The organism is Actimicrobium sp. GrIS 1.19, assembly GCF_035984655.1.
GTDB lineage: Bacteria > Pseudomonadota > Gammaproteobacteria > Burkholderiales > Burkholderiaceae_D > Actimicrobium.
In genome coordinates this window covers 32692-47563 of the sequence record NZ_JAXCHT010000021.1, presented here as the reverse complement: position 1 = coordinate 47563, position 14872 = coordinate 32692, and the positions used below count along the sequence as shown (strand labels likewise).

The window sequence follows — 14872 nt, the reverse complement described above, 5'->3', positions numbered from 1 at the left end:
GTCCCTAGTTACCGGTACGACGAACATCGAGGGTCATGGTGCCGGTGTCCCAGCTTTTACCCTCGTCATAGGATCGGTCCTGCACCATCCGGAAACTGACCGGCGTGATGGCAAGATAATGGGTACGGTTCCGATAATGTTTTCCTTCTGGTGTGGTGCCGCTGCTTGTCATGAGTATTTCGTCTCCCTGCCAACGGGCGGTCGCGGGCGTCGGCAACGCGCCCTTATAGGTATCGCGGCCCGTCACCTTCCAGCAATTCTCGTCGGGTGAAAATTTGCGTGTGAAATGCACGGCCGAGAGAACCGTACCTGAGGCATCGGTCAGCGTCAATTCATCCTCGATGCCCTGGCCATCGGCCGCGCGCCATGCCTTCCAGCCACCAGCCAGCTTGGGATTTCCATGAAACAGCGCCATCGCGCCGCTCACCTTGAGTTCGCCACTGACCTGCCATTGGCCGACCATGAAGTCGAATTGGCGCGCCTCTGGCGCAGCAGCGACGCTGGCCGCAGAAGCGCCCACTGGAGCGATAACCCAGCACGCAAGGACAAGCAGACGGTGGACGGACAGGTTCATGGCAGCTCCCGGAAAAGATGGCCAGAGCCTAGCATGGCCCCTGCACGCAAACGGCGATATTCGCCCAATCGCCCAACCAGGGGGGTGAACGGTCAGCGCTGCCGATGCTGCTCCGTCTATGCTTTCCCGCACCATCCATCGATCCGGGAAACTGCTCATGAATTTGTCCGCCCCCTACGTCGCCACGCCTGGCGCTGCGGCCCTGCCGGTGCACTCCGCTGCGGCAGCCCCGCTGGTACGCCTTTGCGGGGTAGGCAAGACCTACGCCGGCGCTGGCGCAATCTGCACTGCGCTGGAAGGCTTCGACCTGCAGGTCCAGCGTGGCGAGTTCGTCGCCATCTGCGGCCAGTCCGGCAGTGGAAAATCCACCGTGCTCAATCTCCTCGGCGGGCTGGACCGGCCAAGCACGGGCGAAATCTGGGTCGATGGCCAGGCCGTCCATGCGCTGCCGGAGCGCGACCTGGCGCATTGGCGCGGCGTAGCTGTCGGCATCGTGTTCCAGTTCTTCCAGCTGATGCCGTCCCTGTCCGCGCTCGAGAATGTGATGCTCCCGATGGATCTCGCGGCGCGCTGGCCTGGGCGCGAGCGGCGCAGCCGCGCGATGGCCCTGCTGGCACGTCTCGGGATAGCGGCACAGGCCGACAAGCTGCCATCGTTCATGTCCGGCGGACAGCAGCAGCGCGTCGCCGTGGCACGCGCCCTGGCCAATGCCCCCACCTTGCTGCTGGCCGACGAACCGACCGGCAATCTCGACACGCGCAACACAGCGGCATTGCTGGATCTGCTGCTTGAGCTGGTGGCCGACGGCCAGACCCTGGTCATGGTGACGCACGACCCCGCCGTGCTGCGCCGCGCCCACCGCACGATCACGCTGGTGGACGGCCGCATGGCGGATGCCGAGGGACGCCATGTTTGATACCCGCTGGCGCATGGTCGTGCGCGACGCCCGGCGTCACCGCGCCCGTACCTTGCTGGTCGTGGTGGCTGTCGCGCTGGGCCTGATCGGCGCCGGTGCGGTGCTCGACGCCTGGGCCCTGGTACGCACGGCAACGCAGACCGTCTATGGCGCGAGCCATCCGGTAGCGGCGACACTACAAGTGGTTCCGTTGGATGCTGCCTTCGTCGCCCGTGTGCAACAGATGCCGGGCATCCGCGCCGTACGGTTGCGGCGCACGCTGAGCGCGACACTGCAGACGGTCGGCGAGCGCAAGAGCGTCGTGCTGCATGCAGTCGACGATGTCACGCGGCCCGATATCGGGCGCCTGCAGAACGTCGAGGGCGCATGGCCGCCGGCGCCGGGCGAGGTGATCATCGAGCGCTCCTCGCTGGGCTATTCCGGCGCCGCGGTGGGACAGGATGTGCTGCTTGCCGTCCCCGGCACGGCGCCGATAGCGCTAAAAGTGGGCGGACTGGTGCGCGACGTGTCGGTCGCCCCCGGCTGGATGGAGCACGTCGTCTACGGCTACGTCAGCCTGGCGACCTTGCGCAGCCTGGGCACCCCGCCAACGTTCGACGAATTGCAGTTCACCGTCACCGATCCGGCCCCCAGCCAGGCCACGGTGCGCCAGCTGGCGTGGCGTGTCAAGACGCTGGCAGAGGCGCAAGGCCGGCGCGTCGGTCGCATTGATGTACCCATGCCGGGCCAGCACATCCATGCCGCACAGATGGAGTCGCTGACCATTGTCCAGGGCGCTTTTGGTGTACTGACCCTGATGGTGTGCGCCAGCCTGATGGTCAACCTGATTTCCGCCATGCTCGCCGGCCGACGCCGGGAACTGGGCGTGATGAAGGCGCTGGGTGCCAGCGAGGGGCAACTGGCGGCGCAATTCCTGTTGTTCGCAGCGGGCCTTGGCGTGCTGGCCGTCAGCGTGGCATTGCCGTTGGCCGCCTGGCTGGGACGCCTGTATGGCGACTTTCAGGCGGAGATGTTGAATTTTCCGCTGGACCAATGTGCCATCCCGGTCTGGGCGCTGCTGGTGCAGGTCGCCGTCGGCATTGCCTTGCCAGTGCTGGCCGCAGCGTGGCCGGTTGCAACCGCCTGTCGGCAGCCGGTGGCCGACATCTTGCGTCACACCGGCCTGCCTGCCAGCACCTCGGGCAATCGCACGCGTCGCTGGCTGCAAGGTCTGCCCTTGGCCCGGCCGCAATTGCTGTCGTTGCATAACGCGTTTCGGCAACGCTCGCGCTGCTGGTTGAGTTTGCTGGCGCTGGCCGCGGCGGGGGCGACCTTCGTTGGCGCCGGCAACCTGAGCGTGGCGGTCAAGCATTCCGTGGATCGGCTGTTCGACGCCCAACGCTATGACGTGAATTTGCGAATGACCACGCCCATGCCGGCGCGCGATCTGGTGGCTGCCGCCGTCGCGGTCCCGGGCGTGGCCGTTGCGGAAGCCTGGGGACGCGCCACCGCCGCACTGGCACACGACGACGGCACCGCGGGGAATGCCTTCGATGTGCTGGCCGTGCCAGTCCGCAGCCGCGTGCTGGTCCCCATGCTGCGCGACGGCCGTTGGTTGCGCGACGGCGAAGTCGACGGCATCGTGATCGGCAGCGCACTATTGAAAAGCAATCCAGGCTTGCAGCTTGGCCAGCCTGTGCAACTGCAGGTCGAGGGCCGCCCGGCCTCGTTTCAGCTGATCGGCATCGTCGACAGTGGGCCCGATGCGATTGCCTATACCGCACAAACCGCGCGCGCCGACTGGCAGGGCGACACACTGGCGTCGCTGCTCCTTGTACAGGCGCGCGACCGCAGCACTGATGGCCAGCGCGAGCTGATCCGGCGCTTGCGCACCGCGCTCGCAAGCCGGGGCGCGGAGGTCCGCGCGGCTCGCCTGCAGAGCGATGCCCGCCAGGGTGTCGAAGATCACCTGCAGATGGTCGTGAGTTTTCTTGGCGTGATGGGTTGGGTGATGATCGTGGTCGGTGGCATCGGCCTGGCCACGACGATGAGCGTGGCAGTGCTGGAGCGCCAGCGCGAGATCGGCGTGCTGCGCGCCATCGGCGCACGCAGCAGCACTATCCTCGGGATGGTCCAGCTGGAAGGCATGGTCATGGCGCTGCTCGGCTGGCTGTTGGCGTTGCCGCTTTCAGTGCCGGTCAGCGTGGTGCTTGGCCAGGCTTTCGGGCGCGTCATGTTCGCGGTTCCCACGGCGCTCACGCCAGAACCCGGCGGCGTCTTGCGCTGGTTTGCACTGGTCACCGGCGTGTCCGTGCTCGCATGCATGTGGCCGGCATGGCAAGCCATGCGGATGCCGGTGGCGCGGGCCTTGCAGTATGAGTAACGGGTTCTTCGCACGCCCGCTCACGATGCAATGGCTGCCGATCAAGGACGATACCCGCGGTACCGGTCGTTCGCCAGGCGCAGGCAGCGCGCGGCGTCAACGGACGTCCTGACGTGTCAGCGCACAAAAAACCCGCAGGTCTCATAGCGAGAGCTGCGGGTTTTTGTATTTCTGGGTACTTCTCGATGCCAATTCTTGGTGGTGATAGGTGGATTTGAACCACCGACCCCAGCATTATGAGTGCTGTGCTCTAACCAACTGAGCTATATCACCAAACAGCCCGAGAGTATGGGTAACTTGGGTTTTTCTGTCAAGCCGCAATTCGCGCCGATTTGCGCGTCGCTCACCCGCCCAGTGCGCGTTCGATGTGCGCCAGCACCAGCTGGCTCGCGGCGGGATCGAGGCAGTCGATGACGTGGCGGTCCGGGATGGCGCGCAGCCAGGTCAGTTGGCGCTTGGCAAGCTGGCGGGTGGCGGCGAGGCCCTTGTCGCGCAGCGTGGGGAGGTCGATCTGGCCGTCGAGGTATTCCCAGGTTTGCCGGTAGCCGACGCAGCGCATCGACGGCAGGCCCGGATGCAGGTCGCTGCGGGCGCGCAGGCCGATCACTTCGTCGATCAGGTTGGGGCCGGCGCGGTCCAGCATGGCGTCGAAGCGACTGGCGATGCGCTGATGCAGCACGCTGCGGTCGGACGGTTCGAGACCGACCGGGAGTAGCGTAAATGGCAACGATACCGGCGCGGCTTGGGCCAGCAGGTCGGACATCGGCACCCCGGTCAGACGGAAAATCTCCAGCGCGCGCTGGATGCGCTGGCTGTCGTTCGGCTCCAGCCTTGCCGCGCTGGCGGGATCGACCAGTGCCAGTTTGGCATGCATGCCGGGTGAACCAATCCGTGCGGCTTCGGCGTCGAGTTCGGCGCGCACCGTCGCGTCGGCTTCGGGCAGCACGTCGAGACCATCGCGCAGCGCCTTGAAATACAGCATGGTGCCGCCGACCAGCAGCGGCAGTTTGCCGCGCGCAACGATCTGTTCGACCAGCGCCAGCGTCGCGATGCGAAACTGCATGGCCGAATAGGCCTCGGCCGGATCGAGGATGTCGATCAGGTGATGCGGTGCGACGGCGCGTTCGGCCGCGGTCGGCTTGGCGGTGCCGATGTCCATGCCGCGGTAGACCAGCGCCGAATCGACCGAAATGATCTCTGACGGAATGACGCGGGCAATGGCCAGCGCGGCGGCGGTCTTGCCCGACGCGGTCGGGCCCATGATGGCAATGGCCAGCGGTTTATTGGCCACGCAGGAACAACCGGTCAAGATCGGCCAGCGCCAGTTGCACCCAGGTCGGCCGGCCGTGATTGCACTGGTCGGCGCGTTCGGTGGTTTCCATCTGGCGCAGCAAGGCATTCATTTCAGGCAGGCTGAGGATGCGGTTGGCGCGCACGGCGGTGTGACAGGCCAGCGTGCCGAGCAGTTCGTTGCGGCGTTCCAGCAGCACCCGCGAGCCGCCGAATTCGCGCACGTCGCGCAACACGTCGCGTGCCAGCGATTGCGCATCGGCGTTCTTGAGCAAGGCCGGCACCGCGCGCACCGCCAGCGTGGTCGGCGACAGCGCGGCAATGTCGAACCCGAGTGCAATCAGCGTGGCCTGATGATCGCTGGCGGTGCCGACTTCAACGGCGTCGGCGTGAAACGTCACTGGGATCAGCAGCGGCTGCACCGCCAGCGTGTCGTCGTCCAGCGCGGTCTTGAACTGCTCGTACAGGATGCGTTCGTGCGCGGCGTGCATGTCGACCAGCACCAGTCCGGCCAGGTTCTGGGCCAGGATGTAAATGCCCTGCAGCTGCGCCAGCGCGAAGCCAAGCGGGAACTCCGCCGTGTGCATCGCCGTCGGCGTGGTGGCGACCTGTTCGAACGCATCGTTGCTGTCGCCGAACAGCGCACCGTATTGCGCGGTGCTTTGCGCCACACCCGAGAACTGGCTGCCGAAGGCGCCTTGCTGTTGCGGCCGTTGCCACGGCAAGGCGCCGGCGGCCTGCGGTGGCGGCGTCATGCCATCGGCGGTGGCGGAGGTCTGCGCCAGCGCGCGGGTGACAGCATGGAACACGAATTGATGCACGGCGCGGCCGTCGCGAAACCGCACTTCGATCTTGGACGGGTGCACGTTCACATCGACCAGCGCCGGGTCGAGATCGAGCGCCAGCACGTACGATGGATAGCGGTCGCCGTGCAGCACATCCTGATAGGCGGCGCGCACTGCGTGGGTCAGCAGTTTGTCGCGCACAAAGCGGCCGTTGACGTAAAAATACTGCGCGTCGGCACGCCCGCGCGAAGCCGTCGGCAAGCCGGCGAATCCATGCAAACGCAACGGTCCGGCGGCTTCGTCGAGCGGCAACCGCGCTGCGCCAAAATCGCTGCCGAGGATTTGCGCGCTGCGTTTGGCGATGTCGGTCAGCGTCCAGTGGTCGACCGTCTTGCCGTTGTGCGTCAAGGAAAACGTCACGTCGGGGCGCGACAGCGCGATGCGGCGGACCACTTCGGCGCAGTGACCGAATTCGGTCTGATCGGACTTGAGGAACTTGCGGCGCGCCGGCGTATTGAAATATAGATCCTGCACATCGATGGTGGTGCCGACGCCGCCGGAGGCCGGCACCGGCGCGCTGTGGACGTGGCTCATTTCCCACGCATGCGCAGCCGTCGCGGTGCGGGTGGTCAGTGTCAGTTGGGCCACCGACGCGATCGATGCCAGCGCTTCACCGCGAAAGCCGAGCGTCGCCACATGCTCCAGATCGTTGAGCGAGGCAATCTTGGAGGTCGCGTGCCGCGCCAGTGCCAGGCTGATCTGCTCGACCGGAATGCCATGGCCGTTGTCGACGATGGCAATGCGCTTGATACCGCCCTGCTCCAGCCGGATGGTGATCTGCGTGGCGCCGGCATCGAGTGCGTTTTCGAGCAGCTCCTTGACCACTGCCGAGGGGCGTTCGACCACCTCGCCCGCGGCAATCTGCGAGATCAGCTGGTCGTTGAGCGCAGCGATGGCGCGGGGTACGGCGAGAGGTGCATTCATGGCGCGATTATACCGGTCGGCTGCGTCACGCTGCGCTGCGCATCAGCCCCGGCATTTTTTCCGGGCAGGGCCAGTTCGGGCGCAAAACACGGTAGTGTATGATCACGCCGCAACTGCCTCTGCGCCGCAAAATCACCAGGAAACCTATGGACTTCATGCAATTCATCGACCTGATCATGCACGTCGATAAATACCTTGGCACTTTCATCACACAATATGGTTCGCTGGTCTATGCGGTGCTGTTTGCCATCGTATTTTGTGAAACCGGTCTGGTCGTGTTGCCGTTCCTGCCGGGCGACACCTTGCTGTTCATCGCCGGCGCCTTCTGCGCTGACGGACAGATGAGCCTGCCGGTGCTGATGGCCTTGCTGGTCGCGGCTGCCATTACCGGCAACACGCTCAACTACCTGATCGGCCGCAAGATCGGCCAGAAGGTCTATACCCATAACTACCGCTGGCTCGACCAGGCCGCACTGCAGCGCACCCACACGTTCTACGAAAAGCATGGCGGAAAAACCATCGTGCTGTCGCGCTTCGTGCCGATCGTGCGCACTTTTGCGCCGTTCGTGGCGGGGGTGTCGGCGATGTCGTTTGCACGTTTTCAGTTGTTCAATGTGACTGGCGCGCTGGCCTGGGTGGTCGGCCTGACCGTGGCGGGTTATTTTTTCGGGAACATCCCGATCATTCGCGATCACCTGAGCGCGATCGTGATGATCGGCGTGGCCGCCGCCGTGGTGCCGGTGGTGCTCGGTGGCGCGTGGAAGTTTTACCGGCGCGTGAACGGTCGGGCAAAAAACGCCTGAGCGCTGGTGCGGTGTCGAACCGCCCCTGCCGCCCTGATCGTTACGCTACAAGATGACGGCCGTACCGTTGCGCTTGATCAGATCAACGCTGCGACGGGCGTCTTGGCGCACGGTGCTTGAGTTCAACCAGGGGTATGTCGACAACACCCCGGCGGCCCGGACCACCGCACGCGGCATGCACGACGCGCCCAGCACCGACAGCCCGCCTGAACGCACTCCTCGTTCCGTGCCGGCCCTTAGAATTCTTCCCAATCATCGTTGCTGCCGGTGGCAGCGGCCACCTTGCGCGGGGCCTTGCTGGTCAGCGCCGGCGCCACAGCCTGCCGGCGCGCCGGTGTGACCGCGACAGAGCGGGCCGCCGTTCTGGCTGGCTTTGACGCCGGCGCATTGACCGCGCCGCCGGGCACCTGAAACACGCTGACCACACCTGACAGCGTGCCGGCCTGATCCTGCATGCTCTGCGCGGCAGCGGCAGCCTGCTCGACCAGTGCAGCGTTCTGCTGCGTGACTTCATCCATTTGCGCGATGGCCTGGTTGATCTGTTCGATCCCGGCGGTCTGTTCCTGGCTGGCCGACATGATTTCGCCCATGATGTCGGTCACGTGCTTGACGCTGTTGACAATCTCGGACATCGTCGCGCCGGCCTGATCGACCAGCCTGGAGCCGGCATCGACCTTCTCGACCGAGTCGCCGATGAGGGTCTTGATCTCCTTGGCGGCGGCGGCGGAACGCTGCGCGAGGTTGCGCACTTCCGAGGCAACCACCGCAAAACCACGGCCCTGCTCGCCGGCGCGGGCCGCTTCGACCGCCGCGTTCAGCGCCAGAATATTGGTCTGGAAGGCAATGCCGTCGATGACGCCGATGATGTCGACAATCTTGCGTGACGAGGCATTGATCGAGCCCATCATCTCGACCACTTCAGCCACCACCGCACCGCCCTTGACGGCCACATCCGAGGCCGAAATCGCCAGCCCGTTGCCTTGCCGCGCGTTGTCGGCATTTTGCTTGACGGTCGAGGTCAGCTCTTCCATCGACGACGCGGTTTCCTCGAGCGAACTGGCCTGCTCTTCGGTACGCGACGACAGGTCCAGATTGCCGCTGGCGATCTGGCTCGATGCGGTGGCGATGGTGTCCGTGCCGCTGCGCACCTGCCGCACAATGTCGGCCAGGTTATCGCGCATGCGCGCCATCGCATACAGCATGCTGGTGGTGTCGCCAGTACGTACCGCAACGTCGGACGCAAGATCTCCGGCGGCAATCCTGCCGGCAACTTCGACCGCGTAACCCGGCTCGCCGCCAAGTTGCTTTGTCAATGACCGGGTAATCAGCACTGACGCGGCAATCCCGGCCAGCACCGCAACGACACCGAACAACAGCATCAGCGTGCGGCCGCCAGCGTATTCCTGCGCAGCGGTGGCGGCGGTATCGAGATTCTGTTTTTCTTCCAGTGCGATCAACTCACCCAGCGCTGCCAGCCATTGGCGTTGCACCGGACGCAGTTCCTTCAACAGTACCGCAGTGGCTTCCTCATTCTTGTTCTCCAGCCCCAATGCTGTCGCTTTGGCAATCAGCGGCAGGCCCGCCATGTTCAGGTCCCGTATCTTCACCACCAGCGATTTCTCTTCCGCGCTTGTCGCTGCGGATGCGGCAAGCATCTTGTTGAGCTTGTCTTCGGCCTGGGCGTATTTTTCAGCCTGCACCTTGATGCGCTCGGTTTCGGGCGCCATCTCGGTCGCGTCGGTCAACAGGATCAGGTTGCGCACCGCGATCATCCGGTCCAGCACCGTGACACGCATGGCCAGCACCAGCGAAGTCTGCGCATTGTTTTCGTTGACGATTTCATTGACGCGGCCGTTGATTTGACTCATGCGCGACAGGCCGATGCCCGCGATGATCACCATCAGCATCAGCAACAATCCAAAACCGTAAGCGAGTTTGGTACTGACTTTCATGTTGGCCAATGACATTGACGCTCCCCGAGTGTTTAAAAAATCGCGCGCGCGGGAGCAATACCGTCATTGATCCGCTACACGCTGCGTTGGTGGAGTCTATCGTCGCAGTCAGCAAATAGCGATGCCTTAACTGCCATGAAAAAAATTGTTTTTTTACGCAGTAAGCGCATGAAAAAAACCGGAAGTTACCACAGTTGCGCGATCGGCACGACCAGCCCGGTAAAGGCAGCCCAGTCGTTGGCCCCGGAGCGCAAACCCTTGCTGACACCGACGTCAATCGTCATGCGTTTCGACGGGCTGTACGCCAGTGCAACCAGCGCCTGCGTGGTCGACGCCACGTCGGGACGGCGCGTTCCCGACAGCTCGGCCGAGACGTTCCAGCGCTCGGCCAGTGCAGTGGAAAAAGCCGCCGACAGACCGGTCTGCACCCGACCGGCACCGGGATCAATCGCACCGACGCGGGTGAAGTTCAGGTTCGCATCCATGTGCACGGCGCCCAGATCCTGGCTGAGAATGCCGTTGAGCGTGGCGTCGGTCTTGCCGCCGCCGATGACATCGCGTGCGGTGGGCAGGCTCGCACCGAGCTCCAGTCCGAACGCAGTGCCCTCGCTGACCAGAAATGCGCGCTTGAGAATCAGCGAGGTATTGCCGATGCCGCGTTCGGTGGCGCCGCTGTCATTGCGCTGCGAGACCAGCGCCTCGCCACCGACCAGCACGCCCCACTGTTCGTTGAAGGCCAGTTTCAGCAGATACGGCAGGCTGTTGCGACGACTGCTGTCGCGCGAGGCCAGCAGACCCAGTTCGAGTTCCAGCTGGCCGGCACTGGGCAGCTGTGCGGAATTCGAGACGGTCGGGCGATACGGGGTAATCGGTGCATCGTCGCCGGCGGCGGATGCCGCGGAGGATGCCAACAGCAGCGCGCTGCACAAGGCAGCCGAGCGGATTACGTGCATGATGTTGCTCCCCTGATTGTTACGTCATCCGGTTTTTGGCCAGCGGCGGATTCTTTGCGAAATATTTACGGATGCCTTTGAGCACCGCGTCGGCCATCTGGTCCTGATAGGCGTCGTCCGTCAGCTTGGCTTCTTCTTCGGGATTGGAAATGAAGGCGGTCTCGATCAGGATGCTGGGAATGTCGGGCGCCTTGAGCACGGCAAAACCGGCCTGCTCGACGGCGCCCTTGTGCAGGCGGTTGATGCCGCCGATCTCGCCCAGCACCGCCTTGGCCAGCTTCATGCTGTCGTTGATTTGCGCGGTGGTGGACAGGTCGAGCAGGACGCTGGCGAGTTGCCGGTCCTGGTTCTTGATGTTCACGCCACCGATCAGGTCGGCCGAATTTTCCTTGCTCGCCAGCCAGCGTGCGGCAGTCGATGACGCGCCTTTTTCCGACAGCGCAAACACCGAGGAGCCGCGCGCCGTGGTTTCGATGAAGGCATCGGCATGAATCGAGACGAACAGGTCGGCCTGCACCTTGCGTGCCTTCTGGACGCGCACATGCAGCGGCACGAAATAGTCGGCGTCGCGCGTGAGCATGACGCGCATGTTGGGTTGCTCTTCGATCTTTGCCTTGAGCCGCTTGGCGATCGACAGCACCACGTCTTTTTCACGGCTGCCGCCACGACCTACCGCGCCCGGATCTTCGCCGCCGTGGCCGGGATCGAGTGCGATGGTCAGCAGACGCGTCAGCGGCGGCAGCTTTTCTTCGCGCGGCCTGGTATCGGTTCGGGTTTCGGCCTGCGGAGGAAGCGGCACCGGATCAAACTTGCGGTCGCGCGACCATTCGCCTTTTTCGATCAGTGCGGCGATCGGGTCCGGTGCATTGACCGGATACAGATCGAACACCAGCCGATGCTGATAATCGCCCACCGGTGCGAGCGTGAACACCTGCGGCGCGACCTCTTCCTTGAGATCGAACACCAGCCGCACCACGCCCGGCCGGTTCTGGCCGACCCGCACCTGCTTGATGTACGGATCGTTCGACTGGATCTTGGCCACCAGGCCCTTGAGGGCCGGATTGAGTTCGATGCCCTCGACATCGACCACCAGCCGATCAGGGTCCTTGACGACGAAATGGGTGGTCTTGAGATTGGTATCGTTTTCCAGCGTGACGCGGGTGTAATCCTCGGCCGGCCAGACGCGCACCGCCAGAATCTGGGCAGCGCGGGCCGGAATGGCGGAAAACACCGACAGAAGCAGCGTGCCGCCAGCCTTGAGGATCGTGCGGCGGCGGGAAAGACTTACATGTTTGGCGCGAAGTGGAGCTGGTCGAGACATTGAAAACCCTGGTCGGAATGCGCGACCAATTCTACCTTACGACCGTCGCCTGCAAGTGTCAGAAAGACGTCGAGGTCGGCCGGCGGCAACACCCCGTCGGCTTTCTCGGGCCACTCGACGATGCAGATGTTGTCGCTGTTGAAATACTCGCGAAACCCGGCATCGAGGAAATCGTCGGCGCTGAGCATCCGGTACAGGTCGAAATGCATGACCTCGACCATGTGGTCATGCAGTGCAATCGTGTACGGCTCCACCAGCGTGTAGGTCGGACTCTTGACATGCCCGGCATAGCCGGCCGCATGCAGCAGCGCCCGCGTCAGTGCGGTCTTGCCGGCGCCCAGATCGCCGTGCAGGTACAGCGTCAGTCCCGGCGTCAGCACGCGCGCCAGTGCCGCGCCCAGTGCAATGGTGCCGGCTTCGTCTTTGAGTTGGATGGCGATGTGCTGCATGGGCTGGAACGGCTTTCGGTCTGGTGTGCGGCAACGCTGCGGCAAGGGCGCGCCGCAGGACAGCGCGGCCCGATGAATTATAGGCCACGCTCCCCGCACCGGGCTGTCAGGGCTGCTCAGTCAGCCACGGTGACGACATTATTGGCAAACGTGATCCGGTCGGCTGCGTCTGCCGTGGCTTTGATCGGCGGCACATTGGCAATCGTGATCGGATTGACCGCTGCGCCATTCAAGCCACGCGGCACGGTGCGCACCACCTGGCTCTCGGGCAGTGCCGCACCGGTTTTCAGATTCGCATACACGAGGTCCATGGCCTGGATGAAATAGCGATGCAGCGGCACCAGCTTGTCGCTGTAGCCAGGGAAGCCGAGGAAGGAGTCGAAATGCTGCGCATTGGTGACTTCGATGTAGGCGAGCTTGCTGACGCCGCCTTCGATCATCTTGTTGACACCGAAGTACGGCCGCGAGCTGAAAGCCACCGGGATCAGCGTGTCCGAGCGGCCATGCACGATCACCGTCGGCTTGCCATGCAGATTGCCGTTGCGCAGAACCTCCTTGATGCCGAGCTGGACCTTCTGCGCATTGGCGCTGCTGCCGATGGCCAGTTCACGCAGGCAAAGCGCGCCGGTGGCGTTGTAATCGAACACCGCTGCATTGTTGACCGTCAGGGCATCGAGCACCGGGCCGTTGGCACTGTTGTTGTTGATGATGTTGATGCCGACCGTTGGCGGGACGCCATTGCCGGTGCCAAACGAGCTGGCCACCGCGCTGGCCGATGCCGCCGTCGGCAAGCCGGTGCCGGCAGCGGTTGCGCCGAAGCTGAAACCGCACAGGTTGTCACGCACACTGAAGCGGCCATAGGAATTGGCGTAGGTCAGCGCCACCGGCAGCGTGGCGAAGGAATAGTGCGAGGCCTGCAGGAACGCGCTCTCGGGCTGCCAGCCGGCGGCGATCAGGTTGGCCATGGCGCTGGCGGCATACTCGGCGGTGCTGGCGCCGGTCACCAGGCCGGCAGCGGCGAGCGCGGCACAGCGGTTGGTGGCGACGGCCGGGCTCACGGTATTGAACGCGTTGGTGGTGGGCGAGACCAGCGCGGCGCACGGTTGCAGCAGATTGGCCAGCGTGAAGTAGTCATACAACGGTTTGCCGGTGCCGACCAGCGTGGTGGCGCCACGCTTGACGCTCAATTTGGTATCGGCGGCCAGCTGTACGTTCGGTTCCGCCACTGCCACGCCGGAGATGAGGCCGGTCGAATCCTGCTCCGCCGCCGCCAGCGCCGCGCCCGCGCCATTGGACACGCTGGAGGCGATGGTGATGGTGTTCGATGGTTTCAGCTTGCGCAGATGGGTACTGTTATCCGCCGCCAGATCGCCATACTTTTCGTTCAGCACAAAGTAGGCGAACTCGACCGCCTGCAAGGTGAATTTGCCCCAATCCTTTTCCGGATTCTGCTGTGAATGCGCGTGCTTGACGGCAAAGCGGTTCGGTGTGGCGGCATTGAAGGTAGCGCGTTCGGCGTCGCTCAACGCTGCCGTGAAATGGGAATTCTTGCCCGCCGCGGCGGCGTCGCTGCGCACACCGTTCTGCAAACTGACCGTATTGTTTTGCAGGTCGTCGATGCCATTGCCGCTGCCCTTGTCAGTGTACGCCACGGCACAACCGTGCTTCAGGCCCCACTCGCCGGCCGTGGCGATCGCGCCGTAGACACCGCGCGAGCCGCTGGAGGCAGCCGTGACGATGCACGGGCTGGCCGGATTGAACGAGGTCGGCACCTGCACCATCATCGTCACGTTCTGGCTGCCGGTGCCATCGTCGGCATACGCCAGATATTCGGTGCCGGCGATGGTGCCTTCACTGGTTCCGGCCACACCGTTGATATCGACATTGGGACCATACAGGGTGCCGTAGCCACCTGCTGCCGACGGATCGATCAGGGCGCGGTAATTGGTATAGATCGCCAGCTTGCGCAACTCGGCGGCGGTGGGGCTCAACGGCGCGGCGATGGTTGGCGCGACGCTGGCGCCGAGGCCGGTCTTGCCCAGCCCGGCGGTCAGCAGATCGTCGCTGCTGCCGTCATAGGTGGTGCTGGTGATGGCGCCCAGGTAGACCGGCTTGAGGTTCTTGTCCTCGGTGCGCGAGCCGCCGCAGGAAACCAGGGCAGTGGCGAGCAACGCCGCCAGCGTGATGCGTATTGATGTAGTCATTGTCATCCTCCATACAGTTTTTTTATGTGCGTCCGCCCGGGTGCAAGCAGCCGGACTTCGACGCATTACAGCGCACCTGGTGGTCAGCAGGGCGAATTACAGGCAGAACGTTTGCGCTGCATCGGCACGCGCCGGGCAGCAGGGCTGGAAGCGGATTGGGGCATGGTCTCTTTCGTTTTTATTTTGTCCGCGCGCCGCGGTGATCCGGGAGCGGGAGTTGCTGCCGGGGTGCAGTGACGCCGGCGCAACTGCGGGACTGTTAGCACGTTCCATGCCGTC

11 protein-coding genes and 1 tRNA gene are annotated in these 14872 nt (G+C 64.2%); 3 read left to right on the top strand and 9 right to left on the bottom strand.

Annotated features, from left to right (window positions below; translation table 11 throughout):
* Positions 1 to 4: 4 nt before the first annotated feature.
* On the bottom strand, positions 5 to 574 hold the full coding sequence (locus tag RCH09_RS14660; RefSeq protein WP_326941862.1) for a hypothetical protein: 570 nt from the start codon (positions 572 to 574) through the stop codon (positions 5 to 7).
* A gap of 157 nt (positions 575 to 731) precedes the next feature.
* Here RCH09_RS14660 and RCH09_RS14655 point away from each other — a divergent pair, with 157 nt between their 5' ends.
* Together RCH09_RS14655 and RCH09_RS14650 are read left to right on the top strand one after the other, a co-directional pair.
* Positions 732 to 1490: an ABC transporter ATP-binding protein gene (locus RCH09_RS14655; protein WP_326941861.1), complete on the top strand. Its 759-nt coding sequence runs from the start codon at positions 732 to 734 to the stop codon at positions 1488 to 1490.
* On the top strand, positions 1483 to 3852 hold the full coding sequence (locus RCH09_RS14650; RefSeq protein ID WP_326941860.1) for an ABC transporter permease: 2370 nt from the start codon (positions 1483 to 1485) through the stop codon (positions 3850 to 3852). Before RCH09_RS14655 ends, RCH09_RS14650 begins: the two co-directional genes overlap by 8 nt.
* A gap of 196 nt (positions 3853 to 4048) precedes the next feature.
* Here RCH09_RS14650 and RCH09_RS14645 read toward each other — a convergent pair.
* The 3 genes from RCH09_RS14645 to mutL form a co-directional block, all read right to left on the bottom strand.
* A tRNA-Met gene (locus tag RCH09_RS14645) sits at positions 4049 to 4125 on the bottom strand.
* Positions 4126 to 4195: 70 nt separating this feature from the next.
* Positions 4196 to 5113 carry a tRNA (adenosine(37)-N6)-dimethylallyltransferase MiaA gene (gene miaA, locus RCH09_RS14640; protein WP_326941898.1) on the bottom strand — a complete coding sequence of 306 codons (918 nt, stop codon included), beginning with the start codon at positions 5111 to 5113 and terminating at the stop codon, positions 4196 to 4198.
* A 19-nt stretch (positions 5114 to 5132) separates the two neighbouring features.
* Positions 5133 to 6911: a DNA mismatch repair endonuclease MutL gene (gene mutL / locus RCH09_RS14635; RefSeq protein WP_326941859.1), complete on the bottom strand. Its 1779-nt coding sequence runs from the start codon at positions 6909 to 6911 to the stop codon at positions 5133 to 5135.
* 146 nt (positions 6912 to 7057) lie between these two features.
* Here mutL and RCH09_RS14630 point away from each other — a divergent pair, with 146 nt between their 5' ends.
* Complete coding sequence (locus RCH09_RS14630) at positions 7058 to 7714, top strand: VTT domain-containing protein (RefSeq protein ID WP_326941858.1); 657 nt, start codon at positions 7058 to 7060, stop codon at positions 7712 to 7714.
* A gap of 236 nt (positions 7715 to 7950) precedes the next feature.
* On the opposite strand, the gene RCH09_RS14625 is transcribed toward RCH09_RS14630, so the two are convergent.
* From RCH09_RS14625 to RCH09_RS14605, 5 genes are all read right to left on the bottom strand, one after another.
* A complete protein-coding gene (locus RCH09_RS14625; protein WP_326941857.1) occupies positions 7951 to 9681 on the bottom strand; it encodes a methyl-accepting chemotaxis protein in 1731 nt (576 codons plus the stop codon).
* Positions 9682 to 9851: 170 nt separating this feature from the next.
* Positions 9852 to 10619: a transporter gene (locus RCH09_RS14620; RefSeq protein ID WP_326941856.1), complete on the bottom strand. Its 768-nt coding sequence runs from the start codon at positions 10617 to 10619 to the stop codon at positions 9852 to 9854.
* A 19-nt stretch (positions 10620 to 10638) separates the two neighbouring features.
* Positions 10639 to 11940, bottom strand: a complete 1302-nt coding sequence (locus RCH09_RS14615; RefSeq protein WP_326941855.1) for an N-acetylmuramoyl-L-alanine amidase — start codon at positions 11938 to 11940, stop codon at positions 10639 to 10641.
* Complete coding sequence (gene tsaE, locus RCH09_RS14610; protein ID WP_326941854.1) at positions 11904 to 12389, bottom strand: tRNA (adenosine(37)-N6)-threonylcarbamoyltransferase complex ATPase subunit type 1 TsaE; 486 nt, start codon at positions 12387 to 12389, stop codon at positions 11904 to 11906. Before tsaE ends, RCH09_RS14615 begins: the two co-directional genes overlap by 37 nt.
* 116 nt (positions 12390 to 12505) lie before the next feature.
* On the bottom strand, positions 12506 to 14593 hold the full coding sequence (locus RCH09_RS14605) for a 3-hydroxybutyrate oligomer hydrolase family protein (RefSeq protein WP_442785041.1): 2088 nt from the start codon (positions 14591 to 14593) through the stop codon (positions 12506 to 12508).
* Between the last annotated feature and the right edge of the window lie 279 nt (positions 14594 to 14872).

Excerpts from the sequence above, each read along its gene's own strand:
- RCH09_RS14650 (WP_326941860.1), top strand. The coding sequence starts at position 1,483 with ATGTTTGATACCCGCTGGCGCATGGTCGTGCGCGACGCCCGGCGTCAC.
- RCH09_RS14630 (WP_326941858.1), top strand. The coding sequence starts at position 7,058 with ATGGACTTCATGCAATTCATCGACCTGATCATGCACGTCGATAAATAC.
- RCH09_RS14660 (WP_326941862.1), bottom strand. The coding sequence starts at position 574 with ATGAACCTGTCCGTCCACCGTCTGCTTGTCCTTGCGTGCTGGGTTATC.
- RCH09_RS14620 (WP_326941856.1), bottom strand. The coding sequence starts at position 10,619 with ATGCACGTAATCCGCTCGGCTGCCTTGTGCAGCGCGCTGCTGTTGGCA.
- miaA (WP_326941898.1), bottom strand. The coding sequence starts at position 5,113 with ATGGGCCCGACCGCGTCGGGCAAGACCGCCGCCGCGCTGGCCATTGCC.
- RCH09_RS14615 (WP_326941855.1), bottom strand. The coding sequence starts at position 11,940 with ATGTCTCGACCAGCTCCACTTCGCGCCAAACATGTAAGTCTTTCCCGC.
- RCH09_RS14605 (WP_442785041.1), bottom strand. The coding sequence starts at position 14,593 with ATGACTACATCAATACGCATCACGCTGGCGGCGTTGCTCGCCACTGCC.
- RCH09_RS14655 (WP_326941861.1), top strand. The coding sequence starts at position 732 with ATGAATTTGTCCGCCCCCTACGTCGCCACGCCTGGCGCTGCGGCCCTG.
- tsaE (WP_326941854.1), bottom strand. The coding sequence starts at position 12,389 with ATGCAGCACATCGCCATCCAACTCAAAGACGAAGCCGGCACCATTGCA.
- mutL (WP_326941859.1), bottom strand. The coding sequence starts at position 6,911 with ATGAATGCACCTCTCGCCGTACCCCGCGCCATCGCTGCGCTCAACGAC.
- RCH09_RS14625 (WP_326941857.1), bottom strand. The coding sequence starts at position 9,681 with ATGTCATTGGCCAACATGAAAGTCAGTACCAAACTCGCTTACGGTTTT.